Source organism: Ruegeria sp. S263 (genome assembly GCF_056780525.1).
In genome coordinates this window covers 1,928,750-1,946,147 of sequence record NZ_CM165558.1, presented here as the reverse complement: position 1 = coordinate 1,946,147, position 17,398 = coordinate 1,928,750, and the positions used below count along the sequence as shown (strand labels likewise).

Annotated in this window: 14 protein-coding genes; 8 read left to right on the top strand and 6 right to left on the bottom strand. The window is 55.9% G+C overall.

Annotated elements, in window-relative coordinates:
* Window positions 1-9: 9 nt before the first annotated feature.
* The gene (locus ACT2B1_RS09695) at window positions 10-690 is read right to left on the bottom strand and encodes a Crp/Fnr family transcriptional regulator (RefSeq protein WP_481667652.1); all 681 of its coding nucleotides are present in this window, start codon (window positions 688-690) and stop codon (window positions 10-12) included.
* Between the two features lie 198 nt (window positions 691-888).
* Between ACT2B1_RS09695 and ACT2B1_RS09690 the strand changes: the two genes are divergently transcribed.
* The 3 genes from ACT2B1_RS09690 (at window position 889) to cls (ending at window position 4,985) form a co-directional block, all read left to right on the top strand.
* Window positions 889-2,499: an arylsulfatase gene (locus tag ACT2B1_RS09690; RefSeq protein ID WP_371808243.1), complete on the top strand. Its 1,611-nt coding sequence runs from the start codon at window positions 889-891 to the stop codon at window positions 2,497-2,499.
* 75 nt (window positions 2,500-2,574) lie between these two features.
* A complete protein-coding gene (locus ACT2B1_RS09685; RefSeq protein WP_481667651.1) occupies window positions 2,575-3,549 on the top strand; it encodes an HAD family hydrolase in 975 nt (324 codons plus the stop codon).
* 23 nt (window positions 3,550-3,572) lie between these two features.
* Window positions 3,573-4,985 (top strand): cardiolipin synthase, encoded by a 1,413-nt coding sequence (gene cls, locus ACT2B1_RS09680; RefSeq protein WP_171240763.1) that lies wholly within the window; start codon window positions 3,573-3,575, stop codon window positions 4,983-4,985.
* Here the strand turns inward: cls and ACT2B1_RS09675 are convergent.
* Window positions 4,982-5,416, bottom strand: a complete 435-nt coding sequence (locus ACT2B1_RS09675; protein WP_171121501.1) for an ion channel — start codon at window positions 5,414-5,416, stop codon at window positions 4,982-4,984. The two genes, cls and ACT2B1_RS09675, sit on opposite strands and share 4 nt — an antisense overlap.
* Before the next feature lie 170 nt (window positions 5,417-5,586).
* Between ACT2B1_RS09675 and ACT2B1_RS09670 the strand changes: the two genes are divergently transcribed.
* Genes ACT2B1_RS09670 through ACT2B1_RS09660 form a run of 3 tightly spaced genes read left to right on the top strand, consistent with a single transcriptional unit; the run spans window position 5,587 to window position 9,675 of the window.
* On the top strand, window positions 5,587-6,234 hold the full coding sequence (locus ACT2B1_RS09670) for an ABC transporter ATP-binding protein (protein WP_481667650.1): 648 nt from the start codon (window positions 5,587-5,589) through the stop codon (window positions 6,232-6,234).
* Window positions 6,231-8,645 carry an ABC transporter permease gene (locus tag ACT2B1_RS09665; protein WP_481667649.1) on the top strand — a complete coding sequence of 805 codons (2,415 nt, stop codon included), beginning with the start codon at window positions 6,231-6,233 and terminating at the stop codon, window positions 8,643-8,645. Before ACT2B1_RS09670 ends, ACT2B1_RS09665 begins: the two co-directional genes overlap by 4 nt.
* Window positions 8,635-9,675, top strand: a complete 1,041-nt coding sequence (locus ACT2B1_RS09660; RefSeq protein ID WP_481667648.1) for a lipocalin-like domain-containing protein — start codon at window positions 8,635-8,637, stop codon at window positions 9,673-9,675. Before ACT2B1_RS09665 ends, ACT2B1_RS09660 begins: the two co-directional genes overlap by 11 nt.
* A gap of 3 nt (window positions 9,676-9,678) precedes the next feature.
* On the opposite strand, the gene ACT2B1_RS09655 is transcribed toward ACT2B1_RS09660, so the two are convergent.
* The 3 genes from ACT2B1_RS09655 to ACT2B1_RS09645 all read right to left on the bottom strand — a co-directional run bounded on the left by ACT2B1_RS09655 (window position 9,679) and on the right by ACT2B1_RS09645 (window position 13,787).
* A complete protein-coding gene (locus tag ACT2B1_RS09655; RefSeq protein WP_171124940.1) occupies window positions 9,679-10,110 on the bottom strand; it encodes a universal stress protein in 432 nt (143 codons plus the stop codon).
* On the bottom strand, window positions 10,107-12,716 hold the full coding sequence (locus ACT2B1_RS09650; protein ID WP_481667647.1) for a TRAP transporter permease: 2,610 nt from the start codon (window positions 12,714-12,716) through the stop codon (window positions 10,107-10,109). The genes ACT2B1_RS09655 and ACT2B1_RS09650 overlap by 4 nt, the downstream gene beginning before the upstream one ends.
* Before the next feature lie 102 nt (window positions 12,717-12,818).
* A complete protein-coding gene (locus ACT2B1_RS09645) occupies window positions 12,819-13,787 on the bottom strand; it encodes a TAXI family TRAP transporter solute-binding subunit (protein WP_481667646.1) in 969 nt (322 codons plus the stop codon).
* 385 nt (window positions 13,788-14,172) lie between these two features.
* On the opposite strand from ACT2B1_RS09645, the gene ACT2B1_RS09640 reads away from it, so the two are divergent.
* Window positions 14,173-15,666: a BCCT family transporter gene (locus ACT2B1_RS09640; RefSeq protein WP_171240757.1), complete on the top strand. Its 1,494-nt coding sequence runs from the start codon at window positions 14,173-14,175 to the stop codon at window positions 15,664-15,666.
* A gap of 105 nt (window positions 15,667-15,771) precedes the next feature.
* Here ACT2B1_RS09640 and ACT2B1_RS09635 read toward each other — a convergent pair whose 3' ends face one another.
* Window positions 15,772-16,821: a sterol desaturase family protein gene (locus ACT2B1_RS09635; protein ID WP_171240756.1), complete on the bottom strand. Its 1,050-nt coding sequence runs from the start codon at window positions 16,819-16,821 to the stop codon at window positions 15,772-15,774.
* Between the two features lie 204 nt (window positions 16,822-17,025).
* On the opposite strand from ACT2B1_RS09635, the gene ACT2B1_RS09630 reads away from it, so the two are divergent.
* Window positions 17,026-17,379: a DMT family transporter gene (locus tag ACT2B1_RS09630; protein WP_171240755.1), complete on the top strand. Its 354-nt coding sequence runs from the start codon at window positions 17,026-17,028 to the stop codon at window positions 17,377-17,379.
* Window positions 17,380-17,398: the final 19 nt, after the last annotated feature.

Sequence of the window (17,398 nt, the reverse complement as noted above, 5' to 3'; positions counted from 1 at the left end):
CCATGATGCTTAGTTCTGACAATTTGCAATAAGGCCACGCCGGTCCTTTAGAAGCACGCGGCCATAGCCCACCTCGACAAAACCAAGATCAGCAAGGCGGTGCAGACTACGGTGAAGTGTCGGTTGCGAGACCGCTATCATCTCGGCCAGCTCCTCTTGCGACACCTCAATCCAACCGTCGGACTTCGAAGTGCCCTCGTCCAGATGGAGAAGGCGCAGCGCAAGGCGCTTTTCCGTACCAGTCACTACAAGGTTCGCCACGATACGCAGCGCGGTCTGCATATTCTCATGACTGAGCGCATAGAAATCCCTAACATAATCAGGCTTCTCCTGAACTAACTTCGTGACACGCGAGTTTGGAAAGAACAGGGCGCGGGTTGTCTGTGTCGCGACAACACTGACCAGCCTTGAGGAATCGGCGAACAAAGCCAGGTCGCCAACCCAGAAACCTGCGCCTTCGCGGTGTATGACGAACTCCTGCCCATCATCGGCTGGCACGGTTATCTGTACGCCCCCCTCAAGGACGGCGAAAATACCGTTCACTGTATCACCATAATGATACAATGCCTCGCTCGCTTCAAAGTCCTTCGCGATTCCACACTCCAGCAAGTCGCGCTGAAATGCGGTCGAACGGTTGCTGAACCAGCCGCCTTTCCGCAAGGTCTTAAGATTGTTGGATTTGTTTAACATTAGAATTTTCCAAACTCGTCAAATGATAAGTTTTTAACACAGATCATCGCCTATGCTAATTCCGTTCGATTCCTTCTATCACGCATTATCGCAGATCAATATCGAACCAACTTTCAGGCCGCGTTTTTAATTAGTTATCGCGCCAAATTTAAGTTTCAACAAAGGGTCGTACAGGGCCCAGCAAAACGGGAGAAAACCATGTCACCACCACGTTCAATGGCAGACACTTGGCGCAGGGGCTTACGTAGATTCGCTGTCGCAACGGTTGCGGTCGCGCTGGCGGTTCCCGCATGGGCGCAAGACCAAAAGCCAAATATTCTGGTGATCTGGGGCGATGACGTCGGGCAATCCAACATCTCGGCCTACACGATGGGTCTGATGGGTTATCAGACGCCAAATATCGACCGTGTCGCGAAGGAGGGAATGATCTTTACCGATTACTACGGCGAGCAATCCTGTACCGCCGGTCGATCCTCTTACATCATGGGTCAATCCGTATTTCGGACCGGGCTGTCCAAGGTGGGTTTGCCGGGCGCCGATCTTGGTATGCAAGTCGAAGATCCGACCATACCCGGTCTGCTTAAGGATCATGGCTATGTCACGGGTCAATTCGGCAAGAACCACCTAGGCGACAAGGATGAACATCTTCCGACAAACCACGGTTTTGATGAATTTTTCGGAAACCTGTATCACCTGAACGCTGAGGAAGAGCCCGAAAACGAAGACTATCCCGGTGATACTGTACTGGCTGACGGTCGCACCTTTCGCGAAGCCTATGGCCCGCGCGGGGTGATCAAGTCAAAGGCCGACGGCACCATCGAAGACACCGGTCCGCTGACCAAAAAGCGTATGGAAACGGTGGATGACGAAACCGTTGCCGCAGCGATCGACTTTATCAAGCGTGCCCACGAACAGGGTCAGCCTTTCTATGTCTGGTGGAACGGGACGCGCATGCACTTCCGGACCCACGTCAAGGACGAGATGCGCGCTCAGGCCAACGAAATCGTTGGCGGAGTGGCTGACGAATACACCGCTGGCATGATCGAACATGACATGCATGTGGGTCAGTTGCTTGATCTGCTGGATGAACTCGGCATCGCCGACAACACCATCGTCCACTACTCAACCGATAACGGCCCCCATATGAACACGTGGCCTGATGCGGCGGCGACCCCGTTCTGGGGCGAAAAGAACACCAACTGGGAAGGCGGCTGGCGTGTGCCCTCAATGGTGCGTTGGCCCGGCAAGATCGAAGCCGGTTCTGTAACCAACGAGATCGTTCACCATATGGACTGGCTGCCAACCTATCTGGCCGTCGCCGGTGATCCGGAAATCAAGGACAAGCTGAAGGCGGGATACAGCTCTTCGGGCATGGGCCGTGATTACAAGGTGCATTTGGATGGCTACAACATCCTGCCCCTTCTGACTGGTGAGGCGACCGAAAGCCCGCGTAAGGAGATCTTCTATTTCTCAGACGATGGCGACCTGACCGCGCTGCGCTTTGAGGATTGGAAACTGATCTTCCTTGAGCAGAAAGCCTGGGCAACGCTTCGTGCGTGGATCGAGCCGTGGACCGAATTGCGCATTCCACTGATCGTCAATCTGCGCCGCGATCCGTATGAACGGGCCTATCGTACGTCCAACACTTATTACGATTGGTTGCTGGAACGTGCGTACTTCCTGGTGCCTGCGCAGCAGTATGTCGGATCCTTCCTTGAAACATTCCAGGAATTCCCGCCTCGACAGAAGGCGGCCAGCTTCAACCTGGATCAAGTGATGGAGAAACTGGCCACACCGACAAACAACTGAGGCCAGACAACAACAAACAAGGGGCCGCCACGCACATGGCGGCCCTTCTAAGATATTAAGGGTTTAGAATTTCTTATGAAGGCAGCTCTGTTCACCACGTTCCTTTCGATAACAGCGACGACCTTGTTCGCCGACCCGCTGCCCAGTTGGGATGATGGAGACTCCAAGTCCCGGATCGTTGAATTCGTGAGCACGGTGACCGACCCAAACCACTCGGATTATGTAACTCCAGCCGAACGGATCGCAGTATTCGACAACGACGGCACTCTATGGGCCGAACAGCCGGTCTATTTTCAGTTGATCTTTGCCATGGATCGGCTTGAAGAACTTGCAAAAACAGACCCGTCCATCCTGAACTCCCCCATTTTGGAAGCCGCAGCCAAAGGCGATGTCCAAACCATTGCAGAAGGCGGGCATAAAGCATTGATCGAGGTAATCAACGCCTCACACGCGGGCGCCAGCGTCGATGAGTTTCAGGCTTCCGTAGCCGACTGGCTGCAATCAGCGCGCCACCCTGACACGGGCCTGCCTTACGACCAAATGACCTATCAGCCGATGGTGGAACTTCTGCGGTATCTCCGGGACGAGGGTTTTAGCACCTATATCGTGTCCGGCGGCGGCCTGCACTTCATGCGCGTTTTCGCCGAAGACGCATATGGCATTCCACCCGAGCAAGTGCTTGGCACATATGCTGACGCCACATACGAATCCATCGACGGTACGCCCACTATTGTAAAGTCACCCGGAATTGCGTTCATCGACGACAAACAGGGAAAACCCATCAACATAGAACGTACAATTGGCCGACGTCCCATATTGGCGGCTGGCAACTCGGATGGCGATTTTGCGATGTTGGAGTGGACGACTGCTGGGGAAGGCAATCGTCTTGGGGTATTGATCCATCACACGGATTCTGAACGTGAATGGGCCTATGACCGCGAAAGCCCGATTGGCAAGCTTGTGGACGGGCTGGACAAAGGCCCGGACATGGGATGGGTCATCGTCGATATGGCGGAAGATTGGAAACGCGTCTACACTGGGGCAAACTAGGTAGAACAGAGACTGATAACCCCATGTGGACACTACTTGTTTCCGCGTTTGTCTTTATCCTATATGTCACCGCGATCCTCTTTGCGATCCGGGCGGCGCAAACGGCGCGCACGCCACAAGGTGCGGTTGGGTGGGTTGTCTTGTTGATCTCTGCTCCGGTGTTTGGCGTGCCGCTCTATCTGTTTTTAGGGCACCACCGGTTTCGCGGGTATCGGATTGCGCGCAAACAAAGCGAAACCGTGGTCGAAGGCATCAAGACTTTCGCCGACTTCTCAAAACCCGACCCAGACACAATGCAGGTGAACCCAAGACCGTTTGAGGCGCTGGCGCACCTGCCTGTATCTCGTGGAAACGGGGCCGAGTTGCTGATCGACGGTCAGGCCACGTTCGATTCCATTTTCGAGGCGATTGACGCCGCGCAGAATTACGTCCTGATCCAGTTCTACATCGTGCGCGATGACGCATTGGGCCAACAACTTCAGGCAAAGCTGATCGAAGCGGCTGAACGCGGTGTCAGTGTTCGATTCATGACCGATGCGGTCGGCAGTTATGGCCTGCCCACGGCGTATCTGGACAAACTACGCTCTGCAGGGGTTGAGATCGCCAATCCACGTGACCGACGCGGCCCGCAAAACCGGTTTCAGCTCAATTACCGCAACCACAGAAAAACCGTGATCATTGACGGGGAAACCGGTTTTATCGGCGGGCACAATGTGGGCGACGAATATCTGGGACAGGATCCGCATTTCGGCCATTGGCGGGATACGCATATCAAAATGTTCGGCCATATTGTCCGCCAGTTGCAACTTATCTTCTGCGAAGATTGGCATTGGGCACATGAAGAGGATCTGATTGATCAACTGGACTGGGCCGGAACAGAGGCCGAGCAGGACATGAACGCGCTTCTGGTCGCCACAGGTCCCGGCGACGATACCGAGACCGGGGCAATGATGTTCTTCGCCGCCATCGCTGCGGCAAAAGAAAGAATCTGGATCGCATCCCCCTATTTCGTGCCTGACATCGACATCATGACGGCGTTGCAACATGCCTCATTGCGCGGAGTGGATGTTCGAATTCTTGTGCCTGACGTGATTGACCACCGCCTGCCCTGGCTGGCCGCTTTTGCCTATTTTGACGAAATTCGCGAATGCGGTGCGCGCGTTTTTCGCTATACAAACGGGTTCATGCATCAAAAGGCATTTGTCGTTGATGATACTCTTGCGGCGGTCGGCACGACCAATCTGGACAATCGCTCTTTCCGATTGAACTTTGAGGCGATGGCCCTGTTCTTTGACGAACGCGCAGCGCAGGCTGTGGACGATATGCTAAAGGCCGATTTCAAAAACTGTTACGAACTAGAGCGGAACTTGCCTGAACAACCCGCCTTTATCCGCTTTGGCTCTCCACTGGCGCGGCTGTTTGCCCCGATCCTTTAGGACATCAATTCCTCTTTGAACACCTGAGTCATCAAGGCAACCATAAAGGCCGTCGACAATCCAAAGGCCAGCAAACCCGTGACGGAAGCAAACGCGCCAAAAATCCGCAGGTCCTCACCCAAAACGATGTCGCCATAGCCAAGCGTCGTGAAGGTCACCAAAGAGAAATAAAGCGCCGAATTCCAATCCGGCAGGGTTTCCCCAAGAACCCAGACGATCGCCCATAGCCACACCTGAAACGTGTGAATCGCGACGATAAACACCAAGGCAACGCAGATCGGTGCGGCGATTGTGACAAACCGTTTACTTTCTTCCAGTTTCAACGCCATGCTGCGGATCGTCTGCGTGCACCAAGTCAGCAGAACAAGTTCAATCAAAAAGCAAATACCAAGATAGATACTGCCCCAAAGAATCTGCTGCGCTAAGGTCATAATTCGGTATCTCTTGTCTTGGTCAGTGAATGCAGCGTCAGAATGACCGTTTAGGCAAAGGCTCACAACCCCGCCTCGGGCACCGCGACGAATAGAACCGAATCTGTGTCGGGTCTGGACTCTGCCCGGGTGGGTTCCACATTGTTGCAAATACGACCCGAGGCTTACTGATGCTGTTGAAAATAGACAATGTTCAGAAATCCTATCCCGGAGGGCGCCCTGTCCTGCGCGGCGTCTCGCTGGCGCTGGACAAGGGGCAAACGCTTGCGCTTACCGGTGAAAGCGGCAGCGGGAAAAGCACGCTGCTGAACCTTGCCGCCGCGCTGGACAGTTTCGACGGCGGAGAGATCACGCTGGACGGAACCGATCTGTCCGGGCTGGATGATCCCGGTCGTGCCGCGTTGCGCCGCCAGAGCGTTTCTTTGGTGTTTCAGCAATTCAACCTGATCCCTTCTTTGACCGTCGCACAGAACTTGTCCTTTCACGCGCGTCTGGCAGGAAGACCGGACGACACATGGTCAAACCATCTTGCGGACAGACTGGGGCTGTCGGATTTACTGGACCGCTATCCCGAAAATCTGTCGGGCGGCCAACAGCAGCGTGTTGCGATTGGGCGCGCTATGGCTGCGCAGCCTAAACTGCTGCTTGCAGATGAACCCACCGGAAATCTGGATGAAACCGCCAGCGCAACCGTTCTGGACCTCATGCTATCCCTCGTAGCCGAAACTGGGTCTGCGCTGCTGCTGGTCACGCATTCACAGGACATTGCCGCACGGCTGGACCGACGAGCGCATCTGTCCGGTGGGCGTATCACATGACTGTCGCGATTATTCAGGTGCTGCTGTCTCATTGGCGGCGGCACCGCTTGCAACTTGCAACCCTGTTGATCGGGATTGCGCTGGCGACCGGCCTGTGGTCAGCGGTTCAGGCTATCAACGCCGAAGCACGGGCAAGCTATCAGCGCGCCAACGAACAACTCGCGCTGGGACAACACGACGAGTTGAGAAATCCGGCTGGTCCAATCACGATCGACAGATATCTGTCATTGCGGCGGGCCGGATGGCAAGTTGCGGCCGTGTTGGAAGAAACCACGCGCATAGGGGGGCGCAGCATCCGCGTCATGGGCGTTGACATGGTCGCCTATCCAGCGCTGCCTGCTGTTACGCGCATTGAGCAAAGCGCCACCGCACCGGACCCGGCTGACATGCTGACCGCCCCCGGTCGGTTGCTGGCATCACCTGACTTGGCGCGGTTTCTGAGCAACCAAACCGGACTGCCGCCTGTTCTGACAAGCCCGGACCTTCCCCCTGATCTGATCCTGACAGATATCGGTGTGGCCGAGGTTTTGCTGGACAGGAAAGGTCAAATCTCAAGGCTGATCATTCTGCCAGACCAGCCACGCGCGCTTCCTGCAATCTCCGCGATAACACCCGAGCTAGAGCGGGTCGAAGCGTCGTCGCAACTGGACACGACGCAACTGACCGACAGTTTTCACTTGAACCTGTCAGCCTTTGGGCTGTTGTCTTTCGCCGTTGGCCTGTTCATCGTGCACGGAACGGTTGGGCTGGCTTTTGCGCAGCGTCGGGGGATGATCCGAACGCTGCGGGCGCTTGGCGTTTCCATGCGGCAACTGGTCTGGGTGATCCTTTTGGAACTGTCCTTGCTGGCACTGTTCGGCGGGTTGGCAGGGCTGATGCTTGGGTACTTTCTGGCGGGCGCGCTCTTGCCTGATGTCGCAGCAACCTTGCGGGGGCTGTACGGAGCTCCGGTAAGCGGCGAAATTGCATTACAGCCGAAATGGGCGGTGGCTGGTTTGGCAATGGCTCTGGGCGGAACGCTGCTGGCCAGTGGTCACGCACTAATCCGATTGTCCCATATGCCCCTGCTGTCCGGCGCCGGAATTCAAGCGTGGCGGACAGCCGCCTTTAACGGTTTCACCACCCCGCTTTTGGGCCTGTTGATCATATTGGTCGGCATCATCGTGCAACTGTCCATTGGTGGATTGGTCGCCGGGTTTACACTGATTGCCGGTATGCTGCTGGGTGCGGCGATGCTTTTGCCGTCCTTGCTTTCGCTGGTGATCTCGATTTTTCAACGCTTTACCAAAAGCCCAATAGCCCAGTGGATCTGGTCGGATATGCGCGCGCAGTTGCCCGGCCTATCCCTGGCGTTGATGGCGCTTCTACTGGCCCTTGCGGCCAATATCGGCGTTGGAACGATGGTTTCCAGCTTTCGCCTGACCTTCACAGGCTGGCTGGATCAACGCCTGACGTCCGAGCTGTATCTGACGGCAAAGGATGACCAGCAAGGGCGCGAAATCTCAAATTGGTTAGCGCCGCAAGTAGACGCAATTCTGCCAATTCGCAGCGTGGAACTGGCGCATCCCAGCGGACCCCTTTTTCTGTACGGAGTCGTCGACGATCAAACCTACCGCCAGCATTGGCCTCTGATTGCCTCGGGTGCGGATGTCTGGGATCGCGTGAATGCGGGCGAAGCGGTGCTGATCAATGAACAACTCGCCCGCCGTCAGGACCTGTGGCCCGGTGACGATCTTATAATCAACCGTGAATACACATTGCCCGTTGCTGGCGTGTACTCTGACTATGGCAACCCAACTGGACAAGCGATTGTCTCGATGACGCGGCTGGATCAAATCGCCCCGGGGGTTGAGGCAAGGCGCTTCGGGATACGTACGCGCGCCGAAAGTGCAACGGAACTGGCACACGTGCTACAGGACAGATTTAACCTTCCAAGGCAGGCCGTGATCCAACAGGCCGCGATGAAGGCACAATCCATGGCCGTGTTTGAAAAAACCTTTGTGGTCACTTCGGCGCTGAATGTGCTGACGCTGGGTGTCGCGGGGTTTGCCATTCTGACCAGCCTGCTGACCCTCTGGACCCAACGCCTGCCGCAGATTGCCCCCGTTTGGGCGTTGGGCCTGACCCGCGCCAAACTCGCGCAGTTTGAGCTGTTGCGCAGCGTATTGTTGGCGGCGATTACCGCGATTATTGCGCTGCCCCTTGGCTTGGCTCTAGCCTGGACCCTTTTGGCCATCATCAATGTCGAGGCATTTGGCTGGCGCCTGCCGATGTACCTGTTTCCCGCAGATTGGGCCCGATTATTCCTTCTAACCTTGCTGGCGGCTTTGGTTGCAGCGGCTTTACCCGCCATGCGCCTTCTGCGCCTGCCTCCGGCTGAATTGCTAAGGGTGTTCGCCAATGAACGTTAAATCGTGGCTATTGATCCTTGCTCTGCTGCTTCCATCCTTCGCGCAGGCCCAAGGATATGCGGGGTTGGGCGGATCGGCTGAAGGGTTCGACATTCCGCAGCCGGGATACCGATTCAAGTTTCCGCAGGACCACGGCCCACACCCGTCCTTTCGCATTGAATGGTGGTACCTAACGGCAAACCTGACCGGAGAGAACGGGCGGCCCTACGGTATTCAATGGACGTTGTTTCGTTCTGCCCTCAAACCCAAAGAAACCGAGGGTTGGCAAAGCCCCCAACTATGGATGGGGCACGCGGCGGTTACGACCCCGGATCACCACTACTTTGCGGAAAGACTATCACGCGGCGGCATCGGGCAGGCTGGTGTGACGGCGCAACCGTTCGAGGCTTGGATAGACGACTGGCACATGCGCGGGCCGGATATCAATAAGCTGTCCCTTTCGGCCAATGGGGGCAATTTCGGATATGACCTAAACCTGAACGCTCAGGGCCCGCTGGTGTTTCACGGCGACCAGGGATATTCGGTGAAATCAGGGGATGGACAGGCCAGCTACTATTACTCTCAGCCATTTTTCGCGGTCGAGGGCACGTTGCACCTGCCGGATCAGGATATCGCGGTCACCGGTCAAGGCTGGCTGGATCGCGAATGGTCATCGCAACCGCTGGCAACAGATCAAAGCGGATGGGACTGGTTTTCGCTTAGTTTCGACGACGGGAACAAACTTATGGCGTTTCGCCTGCGCGGGGATCGCAGTGACTTTACGGCAGCGACCCTGATCTCGGCAGAGGGCGAGACAACTGCCCTGCCCGATGGTTCCGTCACGTTTAGCCCGCTCGAAACGTCCACGGTCGCTGGCCGCACGATCCCGACACGCTGGCGCGTGACGCTGCCTGACCGGAACCTTGATGTCGACGTGTCCGCACTGACACCCGAGGCTTGGATGGCGACAAGGTTCGAATATTGGGAAGGTCCGGTTACGATCTCGGGCAGCCACTCGGGGCGTGGATACCTTGAGATGACAGGATACTGAGCCCTAGCGCACGACATAGACCGAAACCGTCGAATGCCGCACAACCCGCGCAGCGTTCGGGCCCAGCAAGTAATCCTTCAGGTCCGGTTTATGCGCCCCGATCACGATCAGATCGCTGCCTGCGCCCTCGGCCGTTTTCAGAATTTCCTGATAGGCCGTTCCCGTCGCGACAACATGGCGGATTTTTTCGTTCCGCTCTTTGCCAACCGCTGCGACGCACATCTCGACCAGTTTGGAATGCGCTTCTTCCATCGCCTTGTCGTGAAAGTCTGGCTGGAAGAACCCGGAAACCCAGCTTTCCCCGAAATCGGGAAGCACCGTCACCACATCCAGTTGCGCATTATCCTGATCCGCCAGAGCCGCGGCTTTGCTCAAGACATTGCTATCCAGTTCGCCGTTGCTGATGTCGACGGCACAAAGCACCGAGTTCGTCATGCGGGCACCTCTTGTCTGGCGGCTCGGCCGCGTTGCAGGAATGCGATCAGACCCAGAAAGATCATAGCGGGAATGTAGATCAATTGCTTGGGAGGCTGGCTGGACGGCAGGCTGACCGAGGTTAGACGCACCGCGTCATCGCCGTAATAGTCGAACATATCCAGCTCATCCGCCACGGGCGTGCCAAACAGCGGCTCTTCTAGTTTGACCAACCCGTCTTCTTCCAGAAGAAGCAAGCCCATGGCATCAACCCGCGCCGCGCCGCCCTCTTCGCTGCCGACCGTGACGACAACGGTTGTGTCAGTCATCTCGAGCGTGTCGAAATCCGGGCCGCTGACGACCATGCGTACTTCGGTTCCGGGCGGGGTCTGCCCGATGGTTTCCACAAATGCAGCAGGCTCGACCGATGTATAGGGCGGCGCGATGCGGTCCATGAAATAATCCGGCCTGAACAATGCAAAGGCCACCGCGATCAACGCCACGCTTTCGTAGATGCGGCTGTGGGTCAGGAAGTACCCCATCGTTCCCGCCGTAAAGACAAGGATCGCTATGGTCGCAAATATCGCGACGATTATCCCTTCTACCCACGTCACATCGATCAACAGCAGGTCAGTGTTGAAGATGAACACAAAAGGCAGCGCCACGGTGCGCAGGCTGTAGAAGAACGCGGTGAACCCGGTCTTGATCGCATCCCCACCAGATACAGCAGCGGCGGCGAAACTGGCCAGGCCCACAGGCGGTGTCACATCCGCCATGATACCGAAGTAGAACACAAAGAGATGGACCGCGATCAGCGGCACGATCAGTCCGCTTTGCGCACCCAGTTCAACGACAACCCCGGCCATCAATGAGCTTACTACGATATAGTTCGCGGTGGTTGGCAGGCCCATGCCAAGGATCAGACTCAGCAGACCGACCATCACCAGCATCAGGATCAGATTTCCGCCTGACAGGAACTCGACCAGGTCGGCCATGACCTGCCCCACTCCGGTCAGGGTCACGGTACCCACGATCACACCCGCGGTGGCCGTGGCCAGAGCGATCCCGATCATATTGCGAGCGCCGTCGATCAGGCCCTGCCACAGGTCGGCAACACCGTCGATGAACGTGTCATAAAGATTGCTTTGCCCCCGGAACAGCGCCTTGAGCGGCTTCTGCGTCAGCAGGATCACAAACAACAGCGTCGTCGCCCAGAACGCCGACAACCCGGGAGATTTCTGTTCGATCATCAGGAAATAAACCAACACGATGATCGGCAGCAGGTAATGCAGACCGGCTTTGTAGATATCCGCGATCACCGGCAGCGTAACTTCCTTGGCATTCGGATCGTCGGGCTCAAGGTCAGGCACCTGCGCGGCAAGATACAGCAGCGCCACGTACACCGCGCAGACAATAAGGCTCAGGATCAAACCCGCCGACGACGGTGCCCAGCTTGTCACGGCCTCGACCGGGAACTGCGAGCCATAGCAAAGACCGGCAAAGACCAGGAAGAAGGACAACATTCCCACAACAGTCCGCGCCAGATGCACATCGCGGTCACCCAGCGTGGGCATGTTCCGCTTCACCGCCTCAAGGTGGACGATATAGACCAGTGCGATGTAGGAAATCGCGGCAGGCAGGAAAGCATGGGTGATCACCTCGACATAGGAAATGCCCACATATTCCACCATCAGGAAGGCGGCAGCCCCCATAACGGGCGGCATGATCTGACCATTCACGGAGGAGGCAACCTCGACCGAGCCTGCCTGTTCACTGGAAAAGCCTACCCGCTTCATCAGCGGAATGGTGAAAGTGCCGGTGGTCACCACGTTCGCAATCGACGAGCCCGAGATCAGGCCGGTCGCGGCCGAACCCACAACGGCGGCTTTGGCCGGACCGCCACGCAGGTGGCCCAATGCACCAAAGGCCATCTTGATAAAATAGTTCCCCGCCCCCGCCTTATCCAAAAGCGCACCGAACAGAACGAAGAGGAACACGAATTTGGTGGACACACCCAAGGCAATGCCGAACACGCCCTCGGACGTGATCCACATATGGCTCATGGCTTTCTTGAGGCTGGCCCCTTTCCAACGGATAACTTCGGGCACCCATTCCGACGAGCCAAAAAAGACATAGGCCAGGAATATGGTCGCGATGATCGCCATCGCAGGGCCGAGCGCACGGCGCGCGGCCTCAAACAGCAGCAGCAGACCACCCAGCGCGACCCATTTATCGGTGTCATCGGCCAGACCGCCTGCGTTTACGATCTTGTCGTAGAAGAAATACCCATACAACGCCACAAAGGCGCCAAGCGCGCCCATGATCCAATCCTGCACGGGGATATAATCCCGAGGGCTGGACTTGAGCGCAGGATAGGCGGCAAACGCCAAAAACATAGCGAAAGCCAGATGAATCTGGCGCGAGTTGTTCACCACGCTGCCCGGCAGCACCACATTCGAAACAGGTGAGGCCAAAACAACCTGAAACACGGACCACAGCGCCGCGACAACAGCCAGAAAAATTCCGACATTACCGACCGGATTACGCCCGCCCGCATCGGACGAGGCGACAAGGTCCTGTAGCTCTTCTTCGGATAGCGGTCGGTTGGATTGGGTGTCGGAACTCATCAAGATGTCTCCCCGTCATGCGGCCTTTTGACCTTATTTACTGCCCGGTCGAGCCGGGCTTGGGTTGCGGGGCGCCCGAAGGCACCCCGCGTCAGGTCTGGCTTACTGAATCCAGCCTTTTTCTTTGTAGTACTTCTCGGCACCCGGATGCAGAGGTGCCGACAGGCCGTCTGCGATCATTTCCTCGGGCTTGAGGTTGGCAAATGCCGGGTGCAGCTTTTTGAAGTCGTCGAAGTTTTCGAAGACCGAGCTGACAACCGCGTAAACCGCGTCATCCGACACGTCGGCCGAGGTCACAAAGGTTGCACCCACACCGAAGGTTGTGGTGTCGCCGTCCGACCCACGATACATGCCCCCCGGAATGGTCGCGGTGCGGTAGTATGAATTGCCGTCGATCAGACCGTCGATCGCATCGCCGGTCACGTTGACCAGAACGGAATCACAGGCTGTGGTCGCTTCCTGGATCGAACCCGACGGGTGACCTACGGTGTAGATCATCGCGTCGATCTGGTTGTCGCACAGAGCCGCCGACTGTTCGGCCGCCTTCAGCTCGGACGCCAGTTCGAAATCGTCAAGGCTCCAGCCCATCGCTTCGAGAACGACGTCCATGGTGCCGCGCTGACCGGAACCGGGGTTGCCGATATTCACGCGCTTGCCCTTGAGGTCTTCAAAGCTGGCAATGCCGGAGTCAGCACGGGCCACAACGGTGAACGGCTCGGGGTGGACCGAGAACACCGCGCGCAGGCTTTCGAAGGGACCAGCCTCTTCGAATTTCGAGGTGCCGTTGTAAGCGTGGAACTGCCAGTCGGACTGGGCAACACCAAACTCCAGCTCGCCTTCGCGGATGGTGTTGATGTTGTAGACCGAACCACCGGTAAACTCGACCGAGCAACGCACGCCGTGCTCTTTGCGGCCTTTGTTGACCAGACGGCAGATCGCACCGCCTGTCGGATAGTACACACCGGTTACACCGCCGGTACCAATTGTGATGAATTCCTCGGCGTATGCGGCCGGAGCCATAAATGCCGCGGTTACGACCGCGCCAAGGCTAAGCTTGCTGCTGTTTTTCATTTTTGAGAACTCCCAAACTCTTATTATGGATGAGAGACTTTTCAGCGGTCCCTCATCTGGGACCTTGCCGGTACGACAAGCCACCCCGTCTTGCAACAGGGTCAAGCATCTGAATTTTCAAAATCTCCCAACTTATTTGACGTTTCATTCAGACACTCCGCTTGTCAACCCCCGCGCCCCCCTCAACCGCCCCGAGCAGCAAATGTGAGAGAATTTCCAGAACTTTCCCCCCGAGATCAGGGGAATTCACCAGAACTGGTCGGATTGCCTTTGTTCGAAGGTGCTCACATTGAATGACGACACAGCGTGTAAAGCACGCCGGTCCTTTCGGTCATGCGCGCAAATGGACTAAGCTGGCAGAAACGGCGCAGAAAGGCCTCGGATCGTGGACAGGAAATCCCCCAGCCCGCTTTTGATAATTGCTCTGACCCTCAGCGCGGCCATCGCTGGATGGGGCATTGCCGATCCGCATGGACTGGGTCGCCTTGCGACTGCGGCTGTCGAGACACAATTCAGCAGCCGTGGCTGGTTTATCATGCTCGAAGTCAGCGGCCTTCTGTTTGTTGCAATCTATCTGGCCTTTTCGCGCTTTGGCGAAATACGTCTGGGGACCGATACGTCCGAGCCCGAATTTTCAACGCCCGTCTGGATCGCGATGCTGTTTGCAGCCGGGATGGGCGTGGGTCTGCTGTTTTACGGAACGGCCGAACCCCTGACGCATTTTGAGCTTTTGCAAAACTATAGCGACGATGCCGAAGCCGCCAGTCACGCCATGTTCGTGACCTACTTGAACTGGGGTTTCCACGCCTGGGCGATATACGGGATCGTAGCGTTGGTCATTGCCTATTTCGCCTACCGTAAAGGCCGCGCACTGCTGCTAAGCGCACCACTGCTCGCCGCATTGGGAGAGGCTCGCTGGGTCAAGGCGTTGGGCTGGGTTTTCGATCTGCTTTCAATCGTCGCCATCGCGGTTGGTCTGGCGGGATCTATGGCGATGGGCGTCTTTCAAATTCAAACCGGGGTGGCCGGTCTGATTGGTATTGAGCAGCCCGATAGCCTGACCCTTCCAATATTTGGAGCCCTATGCATCGCCTTCATCATTCCCCTGCGCAGAGACCTCGGCGACGGCATGGCGCTTTTGTCGAATGCCGCGATGCTGATAGCCGTAGGGCTGATGATCTACCTTTTGATCTTCGGCCCGACTTCGTATGTGATGGACGACATCGTATCGGGGTTTGGGCGCTACCTGTTCGGCGTTCTGCCCGCTGGTTTTTCAACGGCCGGATTCTTTGACCAAAAAATCGTCAACTGGTTCCATAGCTGGACGCTGAATTACATGATCTGGTGGCTCGCTTGGTCACCATTTGTGGGTATTTTCATCGCCCGCATCTCGCGCGGGCGAACGATACGAGAGTTTTTGATCGGCGTTATTGTCACCCCCACCCTGTTTTCCATCCTTTGGTTCGGAATCTTCGGGGGGCTAGGATTCTTTGACACTCTCAGACAGGACGGAACGCTGGCCGCGGTAAATGCCGAAAACCTTGACGCGACCACATTTGCATTACTTGAAAAGTTTCCGCTGGACGGTTTGACCCGCACGGCGACAGTTCTGGCTGCGTTCCTGTTCGTCGTTACAAGCGTAGTCAGCGCAGGCTTTACCCTTGCTATGATTGGCGCCGGAGGGGATGAGAACCCTTCGCCCCGCATTCGTACAATTTGGGGCGGGATTCTGGGGGCCCTTGGACTTGCAATGATTTTGGTCGGGGATATCGGCCTAGTGCGCTCGATCATCGCGCTATCCGCCATTGCTTTTGTGTTTATTGTTCCGGTTCTGGTCATTTGCTTGTTCAAGTCCCTCACCAAGGAGGAAAACGCATGACTGGTGGACTGATTGATACAGTGCTGAACCTAAGTGTGTTCGCCTATGTAGGCTTTCTGATTTGGCTCAGCCAGCGCCCGGATCCGTGATCCACGGTTGCACAACTTAGAAGGCGACGCTGAACACCACGCACAAAACAGCCGCCACGCCGAACCCCATTGCAAAGCGACTGAACAGCTTTGACCCCGTGATTTCCTTCCACGCCAATTGAAAAGGTTTCAAATATAGCTCGACGATCGACCCAAACGGGTTGGGTTCGGCGCGTGAAATGCCAAATTCCAGCTTTTCGTATCCTTTTGGAACGTAAAGCGTGCCAAACAACCAATCCCAAATCGCGAAGATAAAGCCAAAGTTTTTGTCAAAGTGCTTTTCGTCAATCGAGTGATGGGTTTGGTGCTGCGCCGGGCTGATGAAGATGTAAGACAGCCAGCGCGGATAACTGAGCCAGATATGCGAATGCCTCAGATTGTACCCCAATAGGTAAAATCCAAAGAGCACAACATTCAGCCCTCCGATCGTAAGCTGCGCGGGTTCGGACATCGTCAGATAGGCATAGAACGCAAAAGCGACCTCGGTCAGAACCACCATGAACGTACCCGTAATGAACAGGTCGACCGGGTGTTGACGATAGACAGTTACGATGTTCAGCACTTCGGCAGAGTGATGAACAGAATGGAAATGCCACAACGGTGCAAACTTATGCTGCACGTAATGGGTTAGGAAAATGGCAAAATCAATCGCAAGGACCGCCACCAGAGTATATGCCAGTGACGTGAATACGGACAACGTGAACAGGGCCTCCTGACGCGGTCCGAGCACTGACTCAAAGACGTTACCGAATGCGTTGAACACGATATGCCCCGAGATCATAAAGTGGGCAATGATCCCAGAATAGATGAAAGTGTTTACGACAAAGAAATAATAATCCTGCTTTGAAGACGGGTGAAGCCAGACTTTTCGGTCAAAAATATACCCAAAAAGACCCTTCTCGATCTCATCAGGTCGGCGCTCGCCCTCTTTTCTTTCGAAGAAGAAAAACACCGTAGCCGAGATGATAAACGCTGAAACAACATAGAGATAGAATAGGCTTGTCGATGGCAGCAACGGTGCCATGAAGTTCTGAATAACTCCGTCTTTGAACAGATCAACAAACACTGCTGGATGTACCTTTTACTTCTTTTCCCAAACAGTGAGCGGAACGAGGCCGCAAGTCAACGTGCGCCTCAACCAGTCAATTTGGAAACACTGCGCGGAACGGCAGCAAGCACCGCAGGTCGCGCACGCGCGACTTTTCATTAGACCTAAGACCGCTTCCAGATTAGCACTTGAAGACTTAGTTTATTTTCGGAGCTTTGTCGGATGAGTTACTGGTTAGCTTTGTTGCTTGCGATTTGCGGAAATATTGGCGCGAACTTTGCTTTCAAGAAATTTACAGTTGAAACCGAGATATCCCGCTCGTGGTCTTCCATGCTGTCTGCCGCACTGCACCCGATGCTGTGGGTTGGACTGACGTTGGGTGTCATGCTTTTACTCAGTTATCTATATGCTTTGCGCGGGCTTCCTTTGCGCACCGCGTACACGCTTGCGACAAGCCTCTCTATCGTCGGAATTTCAAGCGTCGGGATGATCTTTTTTGGCGAGGTCATAGGTTTGAAAGCGGTACTTGGAATTGCCTTTGTTATTGTTGGAGTCGGGCTTCTGACAACCGGGTGACCTGTCCAGCAGTTTCAAT

Excerpts from the sequence above, each read along its gene's own strand:
- ACT2B1_RS09645 (WP_481667646.1), bottom strand. The coding sequence starts at position 13,787 with ATGAAAAACAGCAGCAAGCTTAGCCTTGGCGCGGTCGTAACCGCGGCA.
- ACT2B1_RS09630 (WP_171240755.1), top strand. The coding sequence starts at position 17,026 with ATGAGTTACTGGTTAGCTTTGTTGCTTGCGATTTGCGGAAATATTGGC.
- ACT2B1_RS09660 (WP_481667648.1), top strand. The coding sequence starts at position 8,635 with ATGAACGTTAAATCGTGGCTATTGATCCTTGCTCTGCTGCTTCCATCC.
- cls (WP_171240763.1), top strand. The coding sequence starts at position 3,573 with ATGTGGACACTACTTGTTTCCGCGTTTGTCTTTATCCTATATGTCACC.
- ACT2B1_RS09675 (WP_171121501.1), bottom strand. The coding sequence starts at position 5,416 with ATGACCTTAGCGCAGCAGATTCTTTGGGGCAGTATCTATCTTGGTATT.
- ACT2B1_RS09670 (WP_481667650.1), top strand. The coding sequence starts at position 5,587 with ATGCTGTTGAAAATAGACAATGTTCAGAAATCCTATCCCGGAGGGCGC.
- ACT2B1_RS09650 (WP_481667647.1), bottom strand. The coding sequence starts at position 12,716 with ATGAGTTCCGACACCCAATCCAACCGACCGCTATCCGAAGAAGAGCTA.
- ACT2B1_RS09685 (WP_481667651.1), top strand. The coding sequence starts at position 2,575 with ATGAAGGCAGCTCTGTTCACCACGTTCCTTTCGATAACAGCGACGACC.
- ACT2B1_RS09695 (WP_481667652.1), bottom strand. The coding sequence starts at position 690 with ATGTTAAACAAATCCAACAATCTTAAGACCTTGCGGAAAGGCGGCTGG.
- ACT2B1_RS09665 (WP_481667649.1), top strand. The coding sequence starts at position 6,231 with ATGACTGTCGCGATTATTCAGGTGCTGCTGTCTCATTGGCGGCGGCAC.
- ACT2B1_RS09690 (WP_371808243.1), top strand. The coding sequence starts at position 889 with ATGTCACCACCACGTTCAATGGCAGACACTTGGCGCAGGGGCTTACGT.
- ACT2B1_RS09655 (WP_171124940.1), bottom strand. The coding sequence starts at position 10,110 with ATGACGAACTCGGTGCTTTGTGCCGTCGACATCAGCAACGGCGAACTG.